The sequence below is a fragment of the Nocardiopsis flavescens genome (assembly GCF_900141985.1).
Classification (GTDB): domain Bacteria; phylum Actinomycetota; class Actinomycetes; order Streptosporangiales; family Streptosporangiaceae; genus Nocardiopsis; species Nocardiopsis flavescens.
On the sequence record NZ_FQZK01000001.1, the window covers coordinates 476,962 to 501,466 of the forward strand.

A 24,505-nucleotide genomic window follows, 5' to 3' on the forward strand; every position below is an offset into this window, starting at 1 on the left:
CGGCACACGGGTAGAACCCCGGCGCCACCCCATCCGACCGGAACCCACGACACCGCCCGCACCCGGGCGGGAAGCCCGGCGCCCCACCGCCCCTACCGGAACACCCCCGCCCTCACCCCGACCGCAGACGGTCCCGCAGCGTCCGCGCCACCCGCGCCATCAGCGCCTCCGCCCCCGGCTGGTGCACCGCCGGGACCCGCGACTCCGTCAGCGCCGCCACCGCGTACACCGCCCCGTCCGCGTGCTCCACCACGCCCACCTCGTGGCGCAGGTTCAACAGGCTCCCCGTCTTGGACGACCACGTCGTCGCGTCCGAGACGAAGTCCGGCGTCAACCGGTGCCGCAGCACGTTGTGCGCCATCAGCGCCCGCACCCGGGCCGCCACCTCCGGATCCACCCGCGTGGGCGCCCACAGCTCCTGCAACAGGTCGACGAACGCCCGCGCCGTCCCCGTACTCGCCCGCGCCACGTCCAGCTGCGGGATCCGGTGCCCCCGCCCCGCCGTCCCCGCGTCGATGGCCAGGCTGTGCGCGAGGTGCCCCTCGTCCGGGTCCAGCCGGTCCACCGGCGTGTGGTGCAGCTCCACCATCGTGTGCCGCACCGTGATCCCCGCGACCCCGGCCGCCCGCAGCGAGGCCGCCACCCGCTCCGGCGACACCAGGGCCAGCAGCGCGTCCGCCGCCGCCCCGTCGCTCAGGCACGTGCTCAGGTACACCAGGTCCTCCACCGCCACCCGCGCCGGGTGCCGGAACCGCGAGATGCCGATCGGGCCGAACGTCGCCACCCTCCCCGGCTCCACCGGGATCTGCTCCGCCCCGTCGATCTCACCCGCCCGCACCCGCTCCAGCACCGCGAGCGCCAGCGGCACCTTCACCAGCGACGCCGACGGGAACTCCACCTCCGGCTCGATCCCGATCTCCTCGCCCGACCGCAGGTCCCGCACCAGGAACGACCCCCGCAGTCCCCCCTCGTCCAACTCACGGCGCAGCCCGCGCAGCAGGGCGGTGGTGGTGGCGACGTTCACGGGTTCCTCCCGGGATCAGGATCGGTGCCGGCGACGGGGGCGGGGGCGGCCCCGGGGTCGGCGTCCAGGCAGTGGGCCAGGGCCGCGGCCAGCGGAACGCGCAACCGCTCCGCTTCCTCCGGCCCCTCGGCCACCAGATCGTAGCCGCGCGCCACCACCGGCTCGCCCAGCCCGCACCAGTACAGCCCCAGCTCCTCCGCCTGCCCCGCCGGGCACAGCAGCAGGTCACCGCGGACCAGCACCTCCGTCGCCGCGTCCGCCACCGACGAGGCCACCGCCACCTGCCCCGGGCCCAGCCCCAGGGCGTCGCGCGCCCGCAGCAGCGGGTCGCGCACGTGCGGCACGTCGTCCTCGGGCTGGATCCACAGCCGCCGCCCGCCCCCGGCCCGCTCCCCGCGCCCCACCCGCAGCGTCTCCAGGAACAGCGTCCGCACCCCGGGAGCCGTCGCCGCCCCCACCCCCAGCGGCACCGTCCACACCGCACCGCCCGGGGGAACCGCCAGCACCGCCGCCCGCACCTCCCGGTCGCGCAGCGCCGCCGACCGCGTCCCGGGCGGACCGGGACGGAAGTCCAGCCGCACCCCCGCGTCGCGCCCCGCCGCCCCCAGCGCGGCCAGGTCCCGCGTCGCACACGTCTCGGGCACCGCCAGCCGCAGCGGGCTGTGCCGCGCCCGCTCCGCGTCGTACTCCAACTCCTCCGCCAGCCGCACCAGCCGCCGCGCCGCCGGCAGCACCTCCCGGCCGAACGGCGTCAGCACCGCCCGGCGCGTCGAGCGGTCGAACAGCCGCCCGCCCAGGTGGCGCTCCAGCGCCGCCACCCGGCGGCTCGCCACGGGCTGCGGAATCCGCGCCGCGGCGGCCCCCGGCGTGAAACCGCCCCGATCACTCACATGCACGAAGGCCCGACAGGCACCCACCAGATCCATGAGCCGAGATTATGTCGGAAACGCATGGAAACGGCGATTCCCGTCTTGGACGGCATGAGGGAACGGAGTACAGACTGCTGCCGAGGCCGCCCCAGGCCTGGCGTTCCCCGGTCCCGGCACGCCCACGCGCACACGAAAGGCACCACCGATGCCCACTCGCAGCACCCGCATCCGCAGCCTGCGGCCGACGGCCGCCGCCGCACTGGCCCTGGTCGCGCTCACCGCCTGCGGCACCGCCGAGGCCGAGCCCCAGAGCACGCAGGCCGCGCCGTCGGCATCGCCCACCGCCCACCCCGGTTTCGCCGCGCTGGAGACCGAGTACGGGGCGCGCCTGGGCGTCTACGCCCTCGACACCGGGACCGGTGAGGAGGTCGAGTACCGCGCCGACGAGCGCTTCGCCTACGCCTCCACCCACAAGGCGCTGTCCGCGGGCGCGCTGCTCGCCGAGAACAGCCTGGAGGAGATGGAGGAGGTCGTCACCTACACCGAGGAGGACCTGGTCGACTACTCCCCCGTCACCGAACAGCACGTGGACACCGGCATGACCCTGATGGAGGTCATCGACGCCTCCGTCCGCTACAGCGACAACACCGCCGCCAACCTCACCCTGGACGCCCTCGGCGGTATCGAGGGGTTCACCGAGGACCTGCGCTCCATCGGCGACGACGTCACCGAGCCCGCCCGCTACGAGACCGAGCTGAACGAGGCGACCCCGGGCGACATCCGCGACACCAGCACCCCGCGGGCGATGGCCACCAGCCTGGAGGCCTACACCCTGGGCGACGTCCTGCCCGAGGAGAAGCAGGACGTGCTGATCGACCTGCTCATCCGCAACACCACCGGCGACGAGACCATCCGCGCGGGCGTGCCCGAGGGCTGGATCGTCGGCGACAAGACCGGCTCGGCCGGCTACGGCGGGCGCAACGACATCGCCGTGGTGTGGCCCGAGGAGGGCGCCGACCCGATCCTCATCTCCGTCTACACCGCTCAGGACGCCGAAAACGCGGAGCCGATCAACGAGATCATCGCCGACGCCACCGAGATCGTGGTCGACGAACTCGGCTGACCGGGCCGGTCCGGGCCGCGGGCTCCGGACACCCGCCCGCCCGTCCGGTGCGACCCCACCGGAACAGCAGGACACCCCCCGGGGCGCGGGGCGGCCCACGCGCCGCCCCGCGCCCCACGCCCCTCACCCTCCGGACACGAAAGAAGGCCGTACGTGACCGCACGTTCCGCCCGCCATCTCGCCCCGGCCGCGCTGCTGGTCCTGCTCCCCCTGGCCGGCTGCGGGGGCGCCGACCGGGATACGGCGCAGGAGCCCGCGCCCTCGGCCTCCCCGCCGGCCCCGGCCTCCCCGGTCGACGTCTCGGCGGAGCTGGCCGCCCTGGAGGAGGAGTTCGACGCCCACCTGGGCGTGTACGCGGTCGACACCGGCACGGGGGCGGAGATCGCCCACAACGCCGACGACCGGTTCGCCTACGCCTCCACCCACAAGGCCCTGTCGGCGGGGGCGATCCTGGAGCGCAACACCCTGGAGGAGATGGAGGAGGTCGTCACCTTCACCGAGGACGACCTCGTGGGGTGGACGCCCGTCACCGAACAGCACGTGGACACGGGGATGACCCTGCTGGAGGTCATCGACGCGGCCGTCCGGCACAGCGACAACACCGCCGCCAACCTGGCGCTGGAGGAGCTGGGCGGGCCGCAGGGGTTCGAGGACGCCCTGCGCGGCATCGGCGACGAGGTGATCGAGGCCGAGCGCTGGGAGCCGGACCTGAGCGAGCACACCCCCGGGGAGGAGCGCGACACCAGTACCCCGCGGGCGATGGCCGCCAGCCTGGAGGCCTACACGCTGGGCGACGTCCTGCCCGAGGAGAAGCAGGACGTGCTGATCGACCTGCTTCTGCGCAACACCACCGGCGACGCCACGATCCGCGCGGGCGTGCCCGAGGGGTGGACCGTGGGCGACAAGACGGGGTCGGCGAACTACGGGACGCGCAACAACATCGCGCTGCTGTGGCCGGCCGAGGGCGAGGAGCCGATCGTGCTGGCGATCATGTCCAGCCGCGACGAGGAGGACGCCGAGCGCCGCGACGAGCTGATCGCGGAGACGGCGGGGGTCGTGGCGGACGCCCTGCGCTGACGGACAGGGGGCGCGTCCTGCGGGCCGGTCGGCCCGGAGGGAACGCGGGCCCTGTGCCGCGGTGGGCGGTTCCAGCCCGGGACGACGGGTGAGGACGTAACGCGGCCGCCCTGCTCCGAGGAGCGGGGCGGCCCGCGGAGCCGGGTTCCCGGCGGTGTGCGCAAGCCCCGCACCGGCGCAGACGGGGGCGCGACGAAGCGAAGGGCACATCGTGCGCCGCGTAGGGACGCGGCTGCGCCGTACCGGGGTCGGTGCGGCGCAGCCGCGCGTTTTGGTGTCTGTTCTTCTTGAACAGAACCGCCACCTTTACCTCGTAGATTTTACCTACGCGACCAGGACTGCGAGACAGAAGAGCGGAAGGCCACAGAAGGCCGCCTCCGTCGTCATGGATCGTCATCAGTCGCGAACCGGCAGGATTCGAACAGGAATCCGGATTCCCGCCCCGCACTCCCCACAGCAGCGCTAGGCTTCACCCCGACTCCACTGCGTGACACCCAAGTCACACAAAAACGGGGCCGCCCGGTGCTACCAACACCGAACGGCCCCTGACCAACCTGCCTGCACTACCAGGAAGGCGGCTAGGGATGAATCCTAGTCCTGCACCCACCCCTGCCCGAAACCGGGAACCGGCCGCGCACCCCTCCCCCACACCGCGCAAACGCCCCCTGGGCGCGATGAACGGCATCGGGTTCCTGCCCCTGCTGTGGGTCAACAGCGCCCTTGAAGCCGGGCTCTTCCCCACCACCCGCGCCCACACCGTCGCCTCGGCCATCGCCGAGGCCGCCGACCGCGACGGCCGCTGGTGCTACCTCTACCTCGACACCCTCACCCGCCGCTGCGGCGGCACCCTGAGCCGCTCCACCGCCAAACGCGCCCTACGCGACCTCCTCCACCACCGCCTGGTCCGCAAACTCCCCCGCACCCAGTCCTCGCGACACCCCGCCCCCGGCGAACACCTCACCCACACCCCCACCACCGGCCTGCTCCAACTCACCGACCGCCCCACCCACACCCGCACCGCCGATCGCATCCTGCTCCTGCACCGCGGCCGCGTCACCGAGACCGGCACCCACCACCAGCTCCTCGTCCGCGGCGGCGCCTACGCCCGCCTGTACGCCCTACGCGGCACCCACCGCACCCCGCGCCCCTAAACTGGACCCCGTGCCGCCCATCGCCAAGGAACTCACCGTGGGGCAGGTGTCCCAGCGCTCCGGCGTGGCCATCTCCGCCCTGCACTTCTACGAACGCCAGGGACTCATCCACAGCCGCCGCACCGCCGGCAACCAGCGCCGCTACCGCCGCGACACCCTGCGCCGCGTCTCCTTCATCCGCGTCTCCCAACGCGTGGGCATCCCCCTGGCCCGCATCCGCCAGGCCCTGGACCGGCTCCCCGACAACCGCACCCCCACCCGCACCGACTGGGCGCGCGTCTCCGAACAGTGGCGCGACGAACTCGACACCCGCATCGCCCAGCTCGTACGCCTGCGCGACGACCTCACCGGCTGCATCGGCTGCGGCTGCCTGTCCCTGGACTCCTGCGTCCTGGTCAACCCCGACGACGCCCTGGCCGCCGACGGCTCCGGCCCCCGCCGCCTGCTCGTCGAACCCGACCACCCCGACACCGGCCACGGGGAGCCCGGGGCCCACACCGCCTGAGAACACGACGAAGGGCACCCCCAACGGGATGCCCTTCGCCGTGCCCGGCCTCAGCGCACCGCGGCCGCCTCATCGCGCCCGCGACGCGCCAGCTCGTCCGCGCGCTCGTTGCCCTCGTCGCCGCTGTGCCCGCGCACCCACCGCCACTCCACCTCGTGGGCCGACGCCGCCTCCTCCAGCCGCTGCCACAGGTCCACGTTCTTGACCGGCTTCTTGTCCGCGGTGCGCCACCCGCGCCGCTTCCACCCCGCCACCCACGACGTGATCCCGTTGCGGACGTAGGAGGAGTCGGTGTACACCACCACCGGCACCGGCTTGGTCAGGCTCTCCAGGGCACGGATGGCCGCCATCAGCTCCATCCGGTTGTTGGTGGTCTGCTCCTCGCCGCCGTAGATCTCCTTCTCGTGCGCGCCGTAGCGCAGCCACACCCCCCACCCGCCCGGGCCGGGATTGCCGCTGCACGCCCCGTCGGTGTACACGATCACCTGGTGTTCCCCGTCGCTCATGCCGGGCAATCTACCGCGCCGGAGAGTAACGAAAAGGCCACACGCCCCCCAAAGAGGGCCAATATGGGTGCCACCACCCGCAATGGAACCCCCAAACCTCCCCTTTTGGCCCCCCAGGCCGACCAAAGGCACCCCCGCATATCCCCGGCACCAGACCACACACCCACCAACAGACACACCCGCCCCCACGGCGTCACCGCGCCCCCGACCGCACCGGCACCCCTCCCGGGCCCGCCCCCGGACCCCGGCGGCGACCACCGGCAGGCCCCTGCACGCACCCGTCTCCGAGCCCGAGACCGCCCGGAACCACCCCGCCCCGGCGCCTGCGGGCCCGCCCGCCACCCGCGACACCGCGGCCACCCGCATCCGCACCCCGGCCGCACCCTCCCGGCCGCCCCGAAGACGACGGGGCCCGCCCCGGACCACCCCCACCGCACACGAAAAAAGGGGCGGGGCCCCCACGGGCCCCGCCCCCTCGCACACCCGCCCGGACCGGCCACCGGCCCCGGCACCCGGCACGGACTAGCCGGCGAACTCCCGCTCCAGCTCGGCCGCCCGCACCTCACGACGCGCGAACACGTCGTTGGCCATCTCGTTCATCTTCTTCAGCACACGCTTGCGCTCGCGCGCCGACAACCGGTCGATGTACAACCGCCCCAGCGTGTGGTCGGTCTCGTGCTGCAGGCACCGCGCGAAATACCCGCTCCCGCTCAACACCACCGGCGCACCGTCCCGGTCCACACCCCGCACCGTCGCGTGCTCCACACGCCCCAGCTCCGCGTGCGGCCCCGGCACCGACAGGCACCCCTCGTTCTCCACCACCAGCGCGTCCTGCGGCCCCCGCTCGTCCAACACCGGGTTCACCACATGGCCCACATGCCGCACACCCTCGTCATCGGGGCAGTCGAACACGAACACCCGCAGGTCCACACCCACCTGGTTCGCCGCCAACCCCACACCCTCGGCCGCGTACATCGTCACGAACATGTCGTCGACCAGCCCGCGCAGCTCCGCACCGCCCAGCATCTCCGCCGGCACGTCCCGGTTGCGGCGGTGCAGCACGTCCTCGCCCGTCACCGTGATCCGCCGCACCGAACCCCGCGCCGCCTCCGGCGCCAACTCCGGGAAGTCGGCCACATCGCGGCCCTGAACAACGGCCGCCACCTGCGACTCATCCGGCATAGGGGTCCCACTCTCACAACGCGCTCACCGGCGGCGCACACCGCCGCACCACCCCGCAAAATAGCACGGAACGCCAGGTGGGCGACCACACACCGTCAACGGAACCACGCATTGCCCTGCAACAGGCACCGCGCCAGGTAATCCCGCAACGACACCACCACCAGCCGGCGCCGGTCCGTCTCATGGTCCCACACCACGACCCCCGGCCCGTAGTCCGTGTGCACATACGCGAACTGCGGACCCATGTCCGAATCACCGAAGAAGATCATCTCGTCGAACGGCGCGTACAACTCCACATAATCCGGCTCCCCCCGCATCGCCAGATTGTCCTCCACCAAACGCTGCGCGCTCCACACCACCGCATCCCCGTACTCGTTGACCACACCGTCGGTCTCCCGCAGCAACGACGCCAACTCGAACGGCAACGGCAGCATCAAACGCTTCTCGACCTCGGCCAACGCCGTCTCATCGGCCGGATCACGCAGATCGGCCTCGGGATACAACTCCAGAATCAGTTCACGCCACACACCCACGATCATCACAGGTCATGCCAACCCACGGGAAATCGTCGGCGGCGAGTTGCGCCAAAAACCCGCACCCGCCCAGCCCACAACCCACCCACACCACCCCGAAACAGCCCACCCCCGACACCCGCACACACCCGCCACCAGGGGAGCCACCACCACCGACCACCCCACCCCCGACACGCCACAATGGAAACCACCACACCCGACCGAAGAGGAAGCCCCACCCACCATGGCCACCGCACCCCACCACCGCGCAGGCCCCCTCACCACCCTGGCCTACCTCTTCCTCCTCCTCTCCCAGAACGCCGCCGCCCTCCTGCTCATCCCCCTCCTCATCGCCTCAGCCGTCCTCTCCCTCATCTGGATCGGCCTCCCCTTCATCATCCTCACCGGCCACCTCCTGCGCACCCTCGCCGACAGCCAACGCCGCACCCTCACCCACCTGCACCCCCACCGCCCCGTCCACTCCGGCTACCGACCCATGCCGGCCACCGGCATCAACCGCCGCGCCAGCACGATCATCACCGACCCCGCCACCTGGAAAGACCTCCTCTGGCTCATCACCGGAACCCTCAACATCCTCCTCATCGCCCTCCCCGCCGCCTTCCTCGTCCACGGCACCTACCAGACCCTGCACGCCCTCACCCTCACCCCCGACCCCGCCCTCTACGGCGCCTACACCCCCGCCACCACCACCGAACGACTCCTCCTCCTCATCCCCGCCACCCTCCTGCTCACCCTCGGCGCCACCCTCGCCGCCCCCGCCCTACGCCTCTACACCGCCTTCAACCGCCTCCTCCTCCAACCCTCCGAAAAAGCCCGACTCACCGCCCGCGTCGCCCACCTCGCCACCAGCCGCGCCAACACCATCGACACCCAGGCCGCCGAGATCCGCCGCATCGAACGCGACCTCCACGACGGCGCCCAAGCCCGACTCGTCGCCCTGGGCATGCACCTGGGCATGGCCGAACAGATCGTCGAGAACGACCCCGCCACCGCCCGCACCATGCTCGCCGAAGCCCGCGAGACCACCCGCACCGCACTCATCGAACTCCGCGACCTCGTCCGCGGCATCCACCCCCCCGTCCTCGTCGAACGCGGACTCCACGGCGCCGTCCACGCCCTCGCCCTCACCCACCACCTCCCCGTCACCGCCACCATCCGCCTCCCCGGCCGCCCCGCCGACCCCGTCGAATCCGCCGCCTACTTCGCCGTCGCCGAACTCCTCACCAACACCGCCAAACACGCCGACGCCACCCACGCCTGGGTCCACATCAACCACGGCAACGACCGCCTCGTCATCACCGTCACCGACAACGGCCACGGCGGCGCCGACGCCGCCCCCGGCAGCGGACTCTCCGGCATCCGCCGACGCATCGACGCCTTCGATGGCACGATGAACATCACCAGCCCCACCGGCGGCCCCACCATCGTCACCCTGGAGATCCCATGCGCGTTGTCATCGCCGAAGACCTCGCCCTCCTCCGCGAAGGACTGATCAAACTCCTCCAAGCCCACCAGTTCACCGTCGTCGCCGCCGTCGACAACGGACCCGACCTCCACAAGGCCCTCACCCACCACCGACCCGACGTCGCCGTCGTCGACGTCCGCCTGCCCCCCACCTTCACCGACGAAGGACTACAAGCCGCCATCTCCGCCCGCACCCAGATCCCCGGCCTGCCCATCCTCGTCCTGTCCCAGCACGTCGAACAGCTCTACGCCCGCGAACTCCTCTCCGACGACACCGGCGGCGTCGGCTACCTCCTCAAAGACCGCGTCTTCGACATCGGCCAGTTCATCGAAGCCGTCCGCCGCGTCGCCGCCGGCGGCACCGCCATGGACCCCGCCGTCATCTCCCAGCTCCTCGCCCGCCAGGACAGCCACGGCCCCCTCGGCCAACTCACCCCCCGCGAACGCGAAGTCCTCTCCGAAATGGCCGAAGGCCGCTCCAACTCCGCCATCGCCGGACGCCTCTACATCACCGAAAAAGCCGTCAGCAAACACATCAACAACATCTTCACCAAACTCGACCTCCCCCCCTCCTCCGACGACAGCCGCCGCGTCCTCGCCGTCCTCGCCTACCTCAACGGCCAGTAGAAACACCGAAGGGCCCCGGGGGAACAACCACCCCAGGGCCCCGCACACCACCGCCTACTGCTCCCGACGCACCCGGTACAACCCGTCGATCTCCTCCGAGAACGCCCGCAGCACCGCCTCACGCCGCAACTCCCCCGACGGATGCACCAACCCCGACTGCACCGTGAACTCCTCCGCCAGCACATGGAACGACCGCACCGCCAACGGCCGCGGCACACTCCGGTTCGCCTCGTACACCAACCCCTGCACCTCCCGCAGCAGATCCCGGTCCCCCGCGATCTCCTCCGGCGCCATCGACAACGGCCGCCCGTTCACCAGACGCCAGTACTCCAACTGATCCCGCACCAACGTGATCAGCGCACTCGCGAAAGGCCGCCCCTCCACGATCACCAACACCTGGCTGATCAACGGATGCGAACGCAACCGCGCCTCGAACCCCGCCACCAGCTCCGCGTCCGACACCTCCGGCGGATCCACCGGCTCCTCCACCACCACCGGCAGCGCCACCGTCACATCCGGCTCCGGCACCGGACGCTCCACCTCCACCGGCTCCTCCACCAGCGGAACCCCCTCCAACACCCCGGCCTCCTCCACCGGGCCCACACCCCCCGCCCGGAACCGCACCGGCAACTCCTCCACCGCCGCCTGCACCCGCAGACGACCCGTCACCGACACGAACCCGTCACCGTCCACCGAACCCGCGAACCCCGTCGCCAGCCACCCCTCACGAAACGCCGACGCCGTCGACGACTCCTCACCCCAGTACCCCGAGAACACCCCGCCCCCGCGCACATGGGCCTCGCCCTCCCGCGACACCCACACCTCACGCCCCTCCAGCGCACGCCCCACCGAACCCGGCACCCGCGCCCCCACCGCGTTCGCCGCGAACAGCCCCCCGGCCTCCGCCGTACCGAACACCTGCACCACCGGGATCCCCACACCCGCGTAGAACGAGTCCAACCGCGCCGCCAGCCCCCCGCCCCAGCACACCGCCAGATGCACGCGATCCCCCAACATCTCGCGCACCTTCGCGAACTGCCAGTCGTACATCGACCGCGACAACCGCTGCCACGCCCCCTTCTTCGGCGAACGGTCGAACTGCACCGCCGCGTCCACCGCCGAATTGAACGTCCCCAGCGAATCCCACCCCGTCGACCGCGCGCTCCCCCGCTCCCCCTCGAAGACCGACTCCAGCACCCCCGCCCCGCACACCAGCACCGACGGCCGGAACGCCCGCACCCGGTCCAGGAACCGCCCACCGCCCCCCAACCCCAGCCGCACCCGGCCCGCCACACACGCCAACAGCGTCGCCAACCCCGGCACCTGCGACAACGCCGCATCCGACAGCGCCGACGCCCTACCCGGACCCAGCTCCGCCACCCGCGGACCCAACCGGTCCACCGCGTCCGCCGCACCCGACAGCAGCGCCCCGTGCGACAGCGCCACACCCCGCACCCACCGCGACACCGTCGTCACCGGGTACAGCACCACCGCCATGTCCCCCGGCACCGTCGCATCCCGACGGAACCGCACCGACGAGGCGTCCATGTACGCACCCAGCGACACGATCTCCGCCAACCCAGGCTCGAACCGCCACACACGGCCCAGATCCGGCAGCTCCCGCTGCAACGCACCCAGCACCCGCAGCGAACCCTCACCCTCCACCACCGCCGCCGCAGGACGCGTCTGACGCACCGCGTGCACCACACGCTCCGGAGCCGCCGACACCGGCAACGGCACCAGCACCCCCCGCACCGACCACACCGCGAACGCCAAACGCACCCAGTCCAGGTGATCGGCGCACATCACCAGCACCCGGTCACCCTCACCCACCCCGGCCGCCACCAACCCCTTGGCCACACCCGTCACATCCGTGGCGAAAGCACCCGCACTCACGGCGGACCACCGCCCCCGGCGCCCCTCCTCCGGCACCGAGAACAGCTCCGCGTGCGCATCGTCGGTCGCCATCTCGTAGACCAGGTCGCTCAAACCCGACAACCCCCGGGCCCATCCCCCGCGACCGACACCCGCCTCGCCCATGACCACAGACCACTCATCCTCAAGCCGCGTCGAAGAACCACGGACCACACCGGCCCGCACATGAAAGACATCCCGCACCAAGGGGAAATAGTGCCCCTACAATGCCCAACCACCCCCACCCACGGCAACATGGAGAGACCCACAAACACCGAGGCCCCACGACCCCCGCAACATGGGGTCATGGGGCCACCGGCCACCCGCACACATCACACCCGCGCACGCACCGCCGCACGCACCGTCCACACGAACGCCGCACCCGACAGCACTGCGGCACCCACCATCACCGCCGACATGCTCACCAGCGACGCCTGACCCGACGGGGTCAACCCCGCCAGAGCCGCCACACCACCGCCCAGCGCGAACTGCAACGCACCCATCAGCGCCGACGCCGTCCCCGCCACCGCGGCCGGCTGACCGTCCAACGCCGTCACCGTCGCATTGGGCATGATGAACCCCGTACTGAACATCATCAGCGCCAACAGACCCACCACCAGCCACAACGACGCGGCACCCACCAACGCCGACACCAGCAGACCCGACACCGCCGACAGACCCACCACCAGGCCCAGACCCAGACGCCGCAACGTCTCCATCCGACCCACCAGGAACCCGTTCACCTGCGTACCCGCCAACATCCCCAGCGAGTTCACCGCGAACAGCCACGCATACGTCTGCGCCGACAGCCCCAACTCCTGCTGCGCCACGAACGAGAACGCCGACACGTACGTGAACAACATCCCGAAACTCAGACCCAGCGTCAGCACCGGACCCACGAACCTCGGCTGACGCACCAGCGAGGCCACCGTCCGCGCCAGCGCCCGCGGACCCTGCGCCCGCCGCTCACCCGCCGGCAGCGACTCCGGCAGCCACACCAGCACCAGCACGAAGCTCACCGCCGACATCGCCGCCAGCACCCAGAAGCTCAACTGCCACGGACCCACCAGCAGCAGCTGCGCACCCGCCAGCGGAGCCAGCAGCGGAGCCAGCATCATCACCAGCGCCAGACGCGAGAAGAACCGCACCGCGTCATCGCCCTTGAACAGGTCGCGCACCACCGCACGCGAGATCACCGCACCCGCGGCACCCGCCACACCCTGCACGAACCGCAGCACCACGAACAGCGTCACATCCGGCACGAACACGCACAGCACCGACGTCACCGTGAACACCGCACCGCCCACCAGCAGCGGACCCCGCCGCCCCCAGGCGTCACTCATCGGACCGATCACCAGCTGGCCCACGGCCAGCCCCAGCATGATCGACGTCAGCGTCAGCTGGATCTGCGCCTCCGAGGCCCGCAGGTCCTCGGAGATCAGCGGAAAGGCCGGCAGATACATGTCGGTCGCCAGCGGGCCGACCGCCGCCAGCACACCCAGCACCAGGACGAGCAACACCACCGACCGCCGGGCACGCGGAACCCGCGGCGCGCCGTCGGCCGCCACCGGCCGGGTTGCCGTGTCAGGGGAGTTCGGGGACTGCACAGGCCACTCCAAAGGATCTCGACGGGATCGAGGAAGAGGTTCGGACACAAGGGGGACCCCGGTGCGTGGGAGCGCACCCGAAAGAGGGGGGCCACTCCATACCAACACCGGGGCCCCCGGAAAATCTCCTCCATTAACCCCGAAATGCCTGTGACATCCGTTACGGCACGACTCGCTACCGTACGAGCCGGTCCAGCAACCGCTCCACCTCCACCGCCGGATCCTCCGTCAGACCCCCGTGGATCGGCCCCGGCTGCACGATCGTGCTCCGCGGCGCCGTCAGCCACCGGAACCGCCGCCCCGGCCGCTCACGGCCCGCCGCACCCGCCGCCGCACCCCCCAGGCACAGCGCCTCCACCGCGGCCAGCGCACGCCGCACCCCGGCCACGTCCACCCCCGGCGCCAGCGCCAGCAGACGCGCCTCGTCCACCTCCACCCGGGCCGCCAGGAACGCCCGTTCCTGGCAGTACAGGATCACCCCGGCGTTCACGCACTCCCCGCGCTCCACGCACGGCACCACCCGCAGCAGCGCGTACTCGAACACCGCGCGGTCCCGCTCCTCGCCGACCCGGCCCGTCGTCACCGCGTCGCTGTACCTGGGCGCGCTCACCGCCCCACCTCCGGCAGCCACCCGCGGTCCGCCACCCGCGCGCACAGGTGGCGCACGTACGCCTCCCGCACCGCCGCCGGCGAGTCGAACCCCGGCTCCCCCTCCAGCCACGCGTCGGGCACCAGGCCCACCACCTCCCGCAGCAGCTCCGCGGTCACCAGCGGCGCGAACGCCGCGTCCGCGGCGGCCAGGTCCGGCGAGAACGGCAGCAGCACGTGGTCGGAGGCGTCGTAGGCGCGGCCGACGAAGCGGTCCGCGCCCGCCCACGCGTGGTGGAAGATCAGCGTCGCCCCGTGGTCGATCAGGTACGGCTCCCCGTGCCACACCACCATGTTCGGGTTGCGCCACGACCGGTCCACGTTGCCGGTCAGCGCGTCGAACCACAGCACCCGGCCGGCGAACACGGAGTCAACCTCGAAGGCCAGCGGGTCGAACCCCAGCGAGCCCGGCAGGAAGTCCATCCCGAGGTTGGCGCCGCCGCTCGCCTTGAGCAGCTCCTGCACCTCCTCGTCGGGCTCCCCGCGCGCGATCACCGCGTCGAAGTCCAGCACGGCCAGCTCCGGGACGGGCAGCCCCAGCGCACGCCCCAGCTCTCCGGCGATGACCTCGGCGACCAGGGTCTTGCGCCCCTGGCCGGCCCCGATGAACTTCACGACGTACATGCCGAGGTCGTCGGCCTCGACGAGTCCGGGCAGCGAACCGCCCTCGCGCAGCGGTAGGACGTACCGCGTGCCTGTCACTTCCTTCAGCGCCTTCACCACGCCGACCAGCCTAGGACCCCGGCGCCCCTTCCCCTCACCGGCAGAGCCCCCTCCCGGGCCCGCTACGGGCCCCTGGGCGCCCTCCCGCCGTCCTGCCCCGCGGGAGCGACACGCCGAAACCTTTCTGACCAGGGGCTATGTAGTGAGTGTGCGGCGTAGCCGCACTCCATTCTCTTTTGACGTGTGCTTTTATAGAAAAGCTCCGCCGCCTTTACGACGTAGATTTACTGAGGTGCACGCAGAAGGAGCGCGCGCCCGGCCGGGCCGGGTCAGAGGTTGTCCTGCGGGTCCTCGCTCCAGCCCTCCTCGCCCTCCCCGGGCGTGGGGACGATCGGGGTCGTGGGACTCCCCTCCCCTTCCTGCCCCTCGGTGGGCTCGCCGTCCTCACCCGGCTCCCCCGGCGGCCCCTCCTCCGGCACCGGCTGCCCCGGCGCGGGCATCTCCGGCGGCGGGAACTGGAGCATGAACCAGTACAGCAGCGCCACCAGCGCCAGGATCAGCAGCAGGACCGCGGCCAGGCCGCCGATCAGCCACCAGTTGCCGCGCCCCTCCTCCACCGCGCTGTCGCGGCGGCCCGCCCACGGCGCCCACGGCACCGCCGGGCCCGCGCGCCGGCCCGCCCAGTGCGGCATCACCACCGGGCCCCGCGCCGCGACGCGCCCGGGGCGCCCCGCCCGCTCCAGGAACCGCGCGGCGCCCTCTCCCCCGCCGGGGACCGCCACCCACAGCACCGAGCGCCCCTGCGTGCGCGCCGCCAGCACGCCGGTGTCGGCCCGCACGGCGTCGGCGAACCTCTCCCGGGCCTGCGGGTCGGCCACCGCGCCCGGGTTCAGCACGGCCACCTCCACCGGCGCGCCCTCGCGGTCGCTCCCCAGGTACACCACGCCCAGCGCGGACTCCCCCGTCCGGCCCCGGAGCCGGTAGGCGCCCAGCTGGCGCGGATCGCCCGCGTTCAATCCCATCACGGGAGCCGTCACGCCCCCACCCCCCATCTCCCGCGTCCGCTCCGTCCCCTTCGGCGCGTTGTGCACCGGTCCGATGCTCCCGGAGCGGGTAGTCTCGCCCACAGGTGAGTGATCCACAACCTATCCGGCGCCCCGGCGGGGCGCCGTGCCTGGAAGGCGGAACATGGCACAGACCTCACCCGGCAATGGCGCGTCCCCCTCGGGTTCCGAGGGCGCCCCGGGCGAGCCCACCAGGCTGCTGCGCGCCGCGCTGCACGAGGTGTCCACGGTCATCGTGGGCCAGGAACGGATGGTGGAGCGCTCCCTGATCGCCCTGGTGGCCAAGGGCCACTGCCTCATCGAGGGGGTGCCCGGCATCGCCAAGACCCTGGCGGTGTCCACCCTGGCCAAGGTGACCGGGGGCTCCTTCGCCCGCGTGCAGTTCACCCCGGACCTGGTGCCCTCCGACATCGTCGGCACGCGCATCTACCACCCCTCCACCGAGCAGTTCGACGTGGAGCTGGGACCGGTGTTCGCCAACTTCGTCCTGGCCGACGAGATCAACCGGGCCCCCGCCAAGGTGCAGTCGGCCCTGCTGGAGGTCATGGCCGAGCGGCAGGTCTCCCTGGGCGGGACCACCTACCCCCTCCCCTCCCCGTTCATCGTCATCGCCACACAGAACCCGGTGGAGTCCGAGGGCGTCTACCCGCTGCCCGAGGCCCAGCGCGACCGGTTCCTGATGAAGGTCGAGGTCGGCCACCCGCGGGCGCACGAGGAGATGGAGATCCTGCGGCGGATGTCCACCGACCCGCCCACCGCCCACCAGGTCCTGGACCCGGTGACCCTGGGCGAGCTCCAGGCCGACGCCGAGCGGGTGCACGTCCACCAGCTCATCGCCGACTACGTGGTGCGCCTGGTGATGGCCACCCGCGAGCCCGAGGCCCACCAGATGCCCGACCTGCGCGGGGTCCTGGAGGTCGGGGCGAGCCCGCGGGCCACCCTGGGCCTGGTGGCCGCCGCGCGCGCCCTGGCGCTGCTGCGCGGGCGCGACTACGTGCTGCCCGACGACGTGCGGGTCCTGGCCCGCGACGTCATCGCGCACCGCCTGGTGCTCACCTTCGACGCCCTGGCCGACGGGGTGACCGCCGTCCAGGTCGTGGACCGCATCCTGGCCACGGTGCCCGCGCCGCGGGTGATCTGGGACGAACCCCCCAGCGGGGAGACCGCCTCGTTCGCCGTGCAGAGGTGAGGCCCCGTGACCTCCCCGGGAACCGACCCTCGGCTGCGCTCCGCGCTGCGCCGGCTGGACCTGCGCGTCGTGCACCGGCTGGAGGGCCTGCTGCACGGTGAGCACCTGGGCCTGCGCCTGGGGCCGGGCTCGGAGGCCGCCGAGGCCCGCCTGTACCAGCCGGGCGAGGACGACGTGCGGCACATGGACTGGGCCGTGACCGCGCGCACCGACACCCCGCACGTGCGGGACGTGGTCGCCGACCGCGAGCTGGAGAGCTGGACCCTGCTGGACCTGTCGGCCAGCATGGACTTCGGCACCGACCGCCACGTCAAGCGCGACGTGGCGGTCGGTGCGATGGTCGCCGTCACCCTGCTCACCCAGCGGGTGGCCGACCGCTTCGGCGCGCACTTCCTGCACCGCGGGGTGATCCGGCGCTGGCCCGCCCGCTCGGGCAACGAGGCGCTGCTGTCGCTGCTGGCCACGGTGGCCGCGGCCCCGACCGGGGACGACCCGCGGGGCGGCGGCGGTGCGGGGCTGGGCGAGGCGCTGGAGGACCTGGGGCGCACGCGGCGGCGCCGCGGCCTGCGCGTGGTGGTCTCCGATTTCCTGGACACCCCCGCGTTCGGCGGGGAAGTGTCCTGGGAGCGGTCGATGTCGCGGATCGCCTCCCGGCACCAGGTGCTGGTGGTGGAGGTGATCGACCCCCGGGAGCTGGACCTGCCCGAGATCGGCGACGTGACGCTGCGGGACCCCGTGAGCGGCCGGGTGCGCGACGTGCGGCTCACGCGGGGGGTGCGGGAGCGGTACCGTGATGCGGCCCGGGCCCAGCGCGAGCAGGTGCGGCTGGCACTGCGCCGCAGCGGGGTGCAGCACCTCGTGCTGCGAACCGACCGGGACTGGGTACTGGACATTGCACGGTTCGTGATCCACCAGAGGCGGACCGCGCACCGGCTGTCCCGGCACACGCCGGGGGTGCCGCGGTGAGGCCGCGGCGGGCCTGGAGACGGGGGAGTGGCCGATGACCTTCCTGGAACCCGAGCGGTTGTGGTGGCTGCTGCTGCTCGTCCCGCTGGCGGCGGCGTACGTGTTCGCGCAGACGCAGCGGCGCGAGTACACGGTGCGGTTCACCAACCTGTCCCTGCTGGACCAGGTGGCGCCGCACCGGCCGGACGCGCGCAGGCACGTGCCCGCGGTGCTGTTCACGGTGGCGCTGGGGGTGCTGATCGCGGCGATGGCGCTGCCGGCGATGCCGGTGGAGCAGCCGCGCGAGCGGGCGACGATCATCGTGGCGGTGGACGTGTCCCTGTCCATGGCCGCGACCGACATCGAGCCGGACCGGCTGCGGGCGGCCAAGGAGTCGGCGCAGGGGTTCGTGGAGACGCTGCCGGACCGGTTCAACGTGGGCCTGGTGGCGTTCTCGGCGCAGTCGACGGTGGTGTCCTCCCCCACCCAGGACCACCAGGCGGTGGTCGGTTCGATCGAGAACCTGCAGCTGGGGCCGGGGACGGCGATCGGCGAGGGCGTGTTCGCGTCCCTGGAGTCGATCCGCGGGTTCGACGAGGAGTCGCAGGACGACCCTCCCCCGTCGGCGATCGTGCTGCTGTCGGACGGGGAGAACACGAGCGGCCGGGAGATCGAGCAGGCCTCGGCGGCGGCCCGCGACGAGGGCGTCCCGGTGTCGACGATCGCGTTCGGCACGGGGGCGGCGATGATCGACATCGACGGCTACCAGGTGCCGGCCGACATCGACAAGGAGGCGCTGCAGGAGCTGGCGCAGGTCACGGAGGGGCACTTCTACGAGGCCGAGAGCGGCGGCGAGCTGGACGACGTCTACGAGGACATCGGCTCCTCGCTGGGGACCGAGACCGTGCACGAGGAGATCGTCACCCGGTTCGTGCTGGTCGCGATCCTGCTGGCGCTCGCCACGGCGGTGACCTCGCTGCTGTGGTTCCAGCGCCTGCCCTAGGGGAGGCCGCAGGGCCGTGACGTGCGGCGACGGAGCGTGAGAACTACAGGCCTGTGACCCTGGTCACATCCCTTTCGGTGGGGTTTACCCCTTTTTCGTCATCTTCACGGGTTAGCGTGGGCATGTTTTGTCCTGCCCACCCCTTGAGGAACGATGCCGAACTCACCCGCTGCCCCGACCGCCATCTGCTTCGATCTGGACGACACCCTGATCGACGACCTCGCCGCCTCCTCCGCCGGACTGCGCGCGATCATGGAGCGGATCGGACACCCGGACTTCGGCGCCGCCCGCACCCTGTGGGACGTGCAGACCGAGATCTCCTTCGGGGCCTACCTGCGCGGCGACCTGTCCCTGGAGGGCCAGCGCCGCGAGCGGGTGCGCGCCCTGGCCGTCCAGGCCGGGCACGCGGGCATCGCCGACCAGCACTGCGACGAGCTGTACCGCATGTACCTGGACGCCCACCGCTCCGCCTGGCGGGTCTTCCCCGACACCGTGCCCGTCCTCAACGCCCTGGGCTCGGCCGGGTACCGGCTGGCCGTCCTCACCAACGGCATCGAGGCCCTCCAGCACGCCAAGCTCCAGGCCCTGGAGCTGACCCCCTACTTCCACGCCGTCGTCTGCGCCGACAGCGCCGGCGCCGGCAAGGGCAAGCCCGACCCCCGCATCTTCCACCTCACCGCCCAGCGCCTGGGCGTGGACCCCGCCTCCTGCTGGCACGTGGGCGACCAGATCCAGGCCGACGGGCTGGGCGCCATGGCCTCGCGCATGCGCCCGATCATGATCGACCGGCACCACGGCCGCCGCTACGAGGGCGTCACCAGCGTCCAGAGCCTGGACGAGCTGCTGCGCCTGGTCGGCCTGCCCTCCGCCGCCGCGGGGTCGCTGTGATCCCCGTGCTCCCCCGCCGGGTCACCGCGCACCTGGTCGTCCGCGGGGCCGACGGGCCCCGCCTGCTGGGCGCCCGCGTCCTGTTCGGCCAGGACCCCGCGGCCCTGGCCCGCGCCCTGGGCGGCCTGCCCGGGGACGCCCCCCTCGTGGCGCTGGACGTGATCACCGAGGTCGCCTCCACCCCGGGCCGCGCCCCCACCCCGCTGCACGTGGACCGGGTGGTGTTCGCCACCCCCGACGCCGCCGACGCCTGGCCCGCGGTGCTCCCCCCGCAGGGACTGGAACCCGGGACGGCCGAACTCGTGCCCGAGGAGCCCGAGCCCGGCGGCGGCCGGCCGCGGCTGCGCCGCATGGCCTCCTACGGGATCGTCACCGACCCGGGCGGGCGCATCATGCTCAGCCTCATCGCCGACGGCTTCCCCGGCGCGGGCACCTGGCACCTGCCGGGCGGCGGCGTCGACCCGGGCGAGGACGTGCGCTCGGCGCTGCGCCGCGAGGTCCGCGAGGAGACCGGCCAGGACGGCGTGGTGGGCCGCCTCATCACCGTCTCCAGCCACCACCGCGTCCCGCCGAGCGGGCACGAGGTGTACGCGGTGTGGGTGTTCTCCCACGTCCACGTGGCCCGCCCGGTCCCGGCGCGGGTGCTGGAGGAGAGCGGCTCCACCGCCGACTGCGCCTGGTTCACCCCCGACCAACTGGGCGGCCTGCGCCTGTCGACCACCACCCGGCGCGGCCTGGAGTTCCTGGTCGGCGGCTGACACCGGCCGGCCCGTGTCCGGAGCCCGTCCCCGCGCCTTCGGGCGTCGGCGGTGTCGCGCGGGCCCGGGCGGGAGGCCCCGGGCGGCGACCGACGGCGGCCCGCCCCCGACGACCGTCCGGAGCCGTCGAACCGGTGAGTGCCCCGATCCGGCCGCCGCGGTCGGTGCGCCCCTTCGACCGGGCGGCCTCCCCTCACCGGTGCCGCCGCCGACACGTGGCGGCCCCGGGGCCTTTCCCCACCGGGTGTCGGTCACAGGTCGTACCCGCCGGTGACCTCGATGTTCTGCGCGGTGATCCAGCGCCCCTCCTCCGAGACCAGGGAGGCGATCACCGTGCCGATGTCGTCGGGCTCGCCCACGCGGCCCAGCGCGGTCCGCGCCGCCAGGGCCGGGAGCACCTCGGGGAAGCGCTCGAAGGCGTCGTCGGAGATCCGGGTACGGGTCGGTCCCGGGGACACGGAGTTGACCCGGATGCCCCGACCGCTGAGCTCCTTGGCCAGATACCGCGACATGACGACCACCCCGCCCTTGGCCGAGGCGTAGGCCGAGTAGCCGGCCTCCAGGCCGGTGGCCGCCGACGCGGAACTGCTGGCGGTGTTCACCACGGCCCCGCCGTCCGCCAGCAGCGGCAGCAGGGTCTGCGTCAGGAAGTACGGGCCCTTGAGCAGGACCCGGGTGAACCTGTCGAACAGCTCCTCGGTCGTGTCCTCGAACGGTGCCGCCCGGCCGAACCCGGCGTTGTTCACGAGGTGGTCGAACGTGTCGCGCCCCCAGCGCCCGCCCAGTGCCTCGGCCACGGAGGCCCGGAAGGCCGGGAAGCCCCCCGTTTCGCCGACGTCCAGCGGGAGGGCGACGGCCGTGCCGCCCTCCTCTTCGATCTCGGCCACCGCGTCCAGGGCCCCCTGCCGGTTGTCGCCGTAGGTCACGATCACCCCGTTCCCCCGCCGGGCGATGTGCACCGCCGCGCTGCGCCCGATACCGGAGCTGCCACCCGTGACAATGGCGACCTTCATTGTTCTTCTCCCTGAATTCCCCGGCCCCTGGGGCCGTTCCGGTCCGACTCCTCCCATGCAATCAGCGGGGGTCGGACCGGGAGAAGAACGTTCCTCCCGTTCCCGTGCACGATCCTGCCGGCCCCGTCAGGCGCGCACCTCAGGGCAGGGCGGGAGCGGCCGCCGGCCCGGACAGGCGCAGGCGGGCGGCGTCCTCACCCGGGGGCACCCCGAACCGGCGCCGGTACTCCCGGCTGAACTGCGAGGGGCTGTCGTACCCGACGCGGTGGCCGACCCCGGCGACGTCGCGGGGGCGGGTGGCCAGCAGCAGCCGGGCCTCCTGCAACCGGATCTGCTTCTGGAACTGGATGGGGCTCATCGCGGTCACCCCGCGGAAGTTGCGGTGGAAGGCGGACACGCTCATGCCCGACAGCCGTGCCACCTCCTCCACCCGGAACGGCTCGGCGTAGTTCTCCCGGATCCACCGCACCGCCCGCGCGATGTGGCTGAGCCCGCTGTCGGCCAGGCCCAGCTGGCGCACGGTGCCGCCCTGGTCCCCGGTGATCAGCAGCCAGAGGATCTCGCGCCGGACCAGCGGGGCGAGCACCGCCCGGTCACGGGGGCGGTCGAGCAGGCGCAGCAGCCGGACCACGGCGTCGATCAGCTCCTCGGAGGCGTCGCTGACGGCGATGCCCGGCGGCGCGCCCGTCCCGACGCGCGGCAGGTCGCCGGGCCCGGCCCGCAACAGCACTTCGGCGATGAGGGCGGGGTCCAGGGCCATCCCGAAGCCCAGCGCCGGACGGTCCGGGGAGGCCCCGGCGAACCGGCCGGTGACGGGCAGGTCGACCGAGGCGACGAGGTACTGCCCGGCGCCGTACTCGTGGATCCGGTCGCCGAGGGCGAGGTGTTTGGCGCCCTGGGCGATGACCGCCAGCACCGTTCCGAACATCGACGGCGCCGGCGGAGCCGCGCGGTCGACCCTGGAGACGAACACGCCGTCGAGGGCTGTGGTCCAGTCGGGTCGGGCGTGTCGGGCCAGCAGGGAGCGGAGCTCGTCGAGAGGCATGCCCCGATTACAGCACGCGGCGGCAGGCTCCTCCCCTGTTCGAGAGGATCATGCAAGACCGAGAGAGTATGTCGCTACCTTTCCCCGCCTGCGGTCGATGGAATGGCGACAAGGAATTCCGGAGGGCGCGTCAGCCCGGAAGGGCATTCCCCGACCTGTCATTACCCCAAGCGCAGGAGAAAACCATGGACGTCGGCTACGGATTCAGCGCCACCCTGACCGCCCGCCCCGGAAAGGGCGGGGAACTGGTCGCCCTGCTGCTGACCGGCCTGGACGAGGGCGGCCCGGGAGCGAGCGAGCACTGCGCGGTCTACCTCGTCTCGCGTTCGGCCTCCGACCCCGACACCGTGCACGTCATCGAGGGCTGGACCAGCGAGGACGACCACCACCGGATCTTCGCGGGCGAGGCCGCACAGGCCATCGTGGCGCGGGTCCAGGGGCTGCTGGCCCGGGAGTCCGCGTACACGGACCACGTCCCCGTCGGCGGCAGGGCCGCCTTCTGAGACCGATCGCCCCGGACCCGCCCGACCCGCACGCAGAGGAACCCGCCATGGCACCGCCCCGCCCCGCCACCGACCCCGAACTGAGCGCGCTGCTCGCCGACCTGCCCCTGACCACCGACCTCGACCCCGGGATGCTCGCGATGCTGCGCGCCCTGCCGCCGACCCCGATCGAGACGCTCCTGGCCGGCCGGGCGGCCGAGCACTCCGAGGTCGTCCTCCCCACCCCGGACGGAGCGCGGATCACCCTCTCGGTGTTCCGCCCCTCGGGGGCCGACCGCCCCGCGGCGGCACCGTGCATTTACTGGATGCACGGAGGAGGCATGGTCATGGGCGACCGCTTCTCCCAGATCGACCTCCCCCTGGAGTGGCTCGACCTGTTCGGCGCCGTCGTGGTCTCCGTGGACTACCGGCTGGCACCGGAGGCCACCGGCACCACCCCGGTCGACGACTGCCTCCGGGGCCTGCGCTGGGTCGTCGGGCACGCGGCCGAACTGGGCGTCGACCCCGACCGGGTGATCGTCGCGGGCGCCAGCGCGGGCGGGGGCCTGGCCGCCGGGGTCTGCCTGGCGGCGCGTGAGGAGGGTGCCCCCGCCATCGCCGCCCAGGTGCTCGTCGGTCCCATGCTCGACCACCGCAACGACACCGTCTCCAGCCACCAGTACTCCGGCGGCCCGGGCGTGTGGACCCGGGAGAAGAACGCGTTCGGCTGGCGCTCCCTCCTGGGCGACCCCACCGACGGCGACGTGCCCGCCCGCGTATCACCCGCCCTGGCCGAGGACCTCTCGGGGCTCCCGGCCGCCTACATCGACACCGGTTCGGCCGAGGTCTTCCGCGACGAGGACGTCGCCTACGCCGCGGGGATCTGGGCGGCCGGCGGTCAGTGCGAGCTGCACGTGTGGTCGGGGGGCTTCCACGGGTTCGACGCGCTGTACCCGCGGGCCCGCGTCTCGGCCGCGGCCCGCCGGACGCGCAACGACTGGCTCGCCCGGCTCCTGGCCCCGGCCGCCCGGGCGAGTGGTCTCCAGGGGGCGCGGTGACGACACGCGACCGCGCTCCGCCTCCGGACCGACCCGCCGCCCGGCCGCCCACGTGCGGGCGGTGGACCCCGCCCCCGCGCAGTGCGCCCGCTCCCGCGCCGCCGTCGAGCACTCCGGCCCGGACGGTGCCGCGTTCACGGGCGGCACACCCGGTGCTCCGATCCCCG

At 72.9% G+C, this 24,505-nt stretch carries 25 protein-coding genes; 13 read left to right on the plus strand and 12 right to left on the minus strand.

What is annotated here, in order from left to right; translation table 11 throughout:
• Positions 1-112: 112 nt before the first annotated feature.
• Complete coding sequence (locus tag BUE45_RS02255; RefSeq protein ID WP_073374355.1) at positions 113-1,024, minus strand: serine hydrolase; 912 nt, start codon at positions 1,022-1,024, stop codon at positions 113-115.
• A complete protein-coding gene (locus BUE45_RS02260) occupies positions 1,021-1,950 on the minus strand; it encodes a LysR family transcriptional regulator (RefSeq protein WP_073374358.1) in 930 nt (309 codons plus the stop codon). The genes BUE45_RS02255 and BUE45_RS02260 overlap by 4 nt, the downstream gene beginning before the upstream one ends.
• Positions 1,951-2,098: 148 nt before the next feature.
• Between BUE45_RS02260 and bla (BUE45_RS02265) the strand changes: the two genes are divergently transcribed.
• The 4 genes from bla (BUE45_RS02265) to soxR all read left to right on the plus strand — a co-directional run bounded on the left by bla (BUE45_RS02265) (position 2,099) and on the right by soxR (position 5,749).
• Positions 2,099-3,016, plus strand: a complete 918-nt coding sequence (bla, locus tag BUE45_RS02265; RefSeq protein ID WP_073374360.1) for a class A beta-lactamase — start codon at positions 2,099-2,101, stop codon at positions 3,014-3,016.
• Between the two features lie 153 nt (positions 3,017-3,169).
• Positions 3,170-4,093, plus strand: coding sequence for a class A beta-lactamase (gene bla, locus BUE45_RS02270; RefSeq protein ID WP_084736773.1), 924 nt, complete (start codon positions 3,170-3,172; stop codon positions 4,091-4,093).
• A 674-nt stretch (positions 4,094-4,767) separates the two neighbouring features.
• The gene (locus BUE45_RS33145; RefSeq protein WP_245832790.1) at positions 4,768-5,244 is read left to right on the plus strand and encodes a hypothetical protein; all 477 of its coding nucleotides are present in this window, start codon (positions 4,768-4,770) and stop codon (positions 5,242-5,244) included.
• Between the two features lie 10 nt (positions 5,245-5,254).
• Positions 5,255-5,749 (plus strand): redox-sensitive transcriptional activator SoxR, encoded by a 495-nt coding sequence (gene soxR / locus BUE45_RS02280; RefSeq protein ID WP_073374362.1) that lies wholly within the window; start codon positions 5,255-5,257, stop codon positions 5,747-5,749.
• Positions 5,750-5,799: 50 nt separating this feature from the next.
• Here soxR and rnhA read toward each other — a convergent pair whose 3' ends face one another.
• The 3 genes from rnhA to BUE45_RS02295 all read right to left on the minus strand — a co-directional run bounded on the left by rnhA (position 5,800) and on the right by BUE45_RS02295 (position 7,976).
• Positions 5,800-6,255, minus strand: coding sequence for a ribonuclease HI (rnhA, locus tag BUE45_RS02285; protein ID WP_073374364.1), 456 nt, complete (start codon positions 6,253-6,255; stop codon positions 5,800-5,802).
• Positions 6,256-6,777: 522 nt separating this feature from the next.
• Positions 6,778-7,437 (minus strand): peptide deformylase, encoded by a 660-nt coding sequence (gene def / locus BUE45_RS02290; protein ID WP_073374366.1) that lies wholly within the window; start codon positions 7,435-7,437, stop codon positions 6,778-6,780.
• Positions 7,438-7,532: 95 nt separating this feature from the next.
• Positions 7,533-7,976, minus strand: a complete 444-nt coding sequence (locus BUE45_RS02295) for an SMI1/KNR4 family protein (RefSeq protein ID WP_073374369.1) — start codon at positions 7,974-7,976, stop codon at positions 7,533-7,535.
• A 217-nt stretch (positions 7,977-8,193) separates the two neighbouring features.
• On the opposite strand from BUE45_RS02295, the gene BUE45_RS02300 reads away from it, so the two are divergent.
• Positions 8,194-9,462 (plus strand): sensor histidine kinase, encoded by a 1,269-nt coding sequence (locus BUE45_RS02300; protein ID WP_073374371.1) that lies wholly within the window; start codon positions 8,194-8,196, stop codon positions 9,460-9,462.
• Positions 9,414-10,061, plus strand: a complete 648-nt coding sequence (locus BUE45_RS02305; protein ID WP_073374373.1) for a LuxR C-terminal-related transcriptional regulator — start codon at positions 9,414-9,416, stop codon at positions 10,059-10,061. The genes BUE45_RS02300 and BUE45_RS02305 overlap by 49 nt, the downstream gene beginning before the upstream one ends.
• 54 nt (positions 10,062-10,115) lie before the next feature.
• Here BUE45_RS02305 and BUE45_RS33730 read toward each other — a convergent pair whose 3' ends face one another.
• From BUE45_RS33730 to BUE45_RS02330, 5 genes are all read right to left on the minus strand, one after another.
• Entirely contained in the window at positions 10,116-12,101 is a 1,986-nt protein-coding gene (locus tag BUE45_RS33730; RefSeq protein ID WP_073375314.1) for an AMP-binding protein, read from the minus strand.
• Positions 12,102-12,307: 206 nt separating this feature from the next.
• Positions 12,308-13,582: a multidrug effflux MFS transporter gene (locus BUE45_RS02315; RefSeq protein WP_084736776.1), complete on the minus strand. Its 1,275-nt coding sequence runs from the start codon at positions 13,580-13,582 to the stop codon at positions 12,308-12,310.
• Between the two features lie 175 nt (positions 13,583-13,757).
• Complete coding sequence (locus tag BUE45_RS02320) at positions 13,758-14,192, minus strand: DUF3037 domain-containing protein (RefSeq protein WP_073374375.1); 435 nt, start codon at positions 14,190-14,192, stop codon at positions 13,758-13,760.
• Positions 14,189-14,932 (minus strand): HipA family kinase, encoded by a 744-nt coding sequence (locus BUE45_RS02325; RefSeq protein ID WP_245832713.1) that lies wholly within the window; start codon positions 14,930-14,932, stop codon positions 14,189-14,191. The genes BUE45_RS02320 and BUE45_RS02325 overlap by 4 nt, the downstream gene beginning before the upstream one ends.
• A gap of 290 nt (positions 14,933-15,222) precedes the next feature.
• Positions 15,223-15,915: a hypothetical protein gene (locus BUE45_RS02330; RefSeq protein ID WP_245832715.1), complete on the minus strand. Its 693-nt coding sequence runs from the start codon at positions 15,913-15,915 to the stop codon at positions 15,223-15,225.
• A 166-nt stretch (positions 15,916-16,081) separates the two neighbouring features.
• On the opposite strand from BUE45_RS02330, the gene BUE45_RS02335 reads away from it, so the two are divergent.
• The 5 genes from BUE45_RS02335 (at position 16,082) to BUE45_RS02355 (ending at position 20,740) form a co-directional block, all read left to right on the plus strand.
• Positions 16,082-17,146 (plus strand): AAA family ATPase, encoded by a 1,065-nt coding sequence (locus BUE45_RS02335; protein ID WP_073374381.1) that lies wholly within the window; start codon positions 16,082-16,084, stop codon positions 17,144-17,146.
• Between the two features lie 6 nt (positions 17,147-17,152).
• Entirely contained in the window at positions 17,153-18,112 is a 960-nt protein-coding gene (locus BUE45_RS02340) for a DUF58 domain-containing protein (RefSeq protein WP_073374382.1), read from the plus strand.
• A 34-nt stretch (positions 18,113-18,146) separates the two neighbouring features.
• Positions 18,147-19,094 carry a VWA domain-containing protein gene (locus tag BUE45_RS02345; RefSeq protein WP_073374384.1) on the plus strand — a complete coding sequence of 316 codons (948 nt, stop codon included), beginning with the start codon at positions 18,147-18,149 and terminating at the stop codon, positions 19,092-19,094.
• 153 nt (positions 19,095-19,247) lie between these two features.
• Positions 19,248-19,982, plus strand: coding sequence for an HAD family hydrolase (locus BUE45_RS02350; RefSeq protein ID WP_073374386.1), 735 nt, complete (start codon positions 19,248-19,250; stop codon positions 19,980-19,982).
• Complete coding sequence (locus tag BUE45_RS02355; RefSeq protein WP_073374388.1) at positions 19,979-20,740, plus strand: NUDIX hydrolase; 762 nt, start codon at positions 19,979-19,981, stop codon at positions 20,738-20,740. The genes BUE45_RS02350 and BUE45_RS02355 overlap by 4 nt, the downstream gene beginning before the upstream one ends.
• Before the next feature lie 251 nt (positions 20,741-20,991).
• On the opposite strand, the gene BUE45_RS02360 is transcribed toward BUE45_RS02355, so the two are convergent.
• Both BUE45_RS02360 and BUE45_RS02365 read right to left on the minus strand, forming a co-directional pair.
• Positions 20,992-21,753 carry an SDR family NAD(P)-dependent oxidoreductase gene (locus BUE45_RS02360; protein WP_073374390.1) on the minus strand — a complete coding sequence of 254 codons (762 nt, stop codon included), beginning with the start codon at positions 21,751-21,753 and terminating at the stop codon, positions 20,992-20,994.
• A 139-nt stretch (positions 21,754-21,892) separates the two neighbouring features.
• Positions 21,893-22,798 (minus strand): AraC family transcriptional regulator, encoded by a 906-nt coding sequence (locus BUE45_RS02365; RefSeq protein WP_073374392.1) that lies wholly within the window; start codon positions 22,796-22,798, stop codon positions 21,893-21,895.
• Positions 22,799-22,983: 185 nt separating this feature from the next.
• Here BUE45_RS02365 and BUE45_RS02370 point away from each other — a divergent pair, with 185 nt between their 5' ends.
• Together BUE45_RS02370 and BUE45_RS02375 are read left to right on the plus strand one after the other, a co-directional pair.
• Positions 22,984-23,301, plus strand: coding sequence for a putative quinol monooxygenase (locus BUE45_RS02370; protein ID WP_073374394.1), 318 nt, complete (start codon positions 22,984-22,986; stop codon positions 23,299-23,301).
• Positions 23,302-23,348: 47 nt separating this feature from the next.
• Positions 23,349-24,338, plus strand: a complete 990-nt coding sequence (locus tag BUE45_RS02375) for an alpha/beta hydrolase (protein WP_073374396.1) — start codon at positions 23,349-23,351, stop codon at positions 24,336-24,338.
• Positions 24,339-24,505 lie beyond the last annotated feature (167 nt).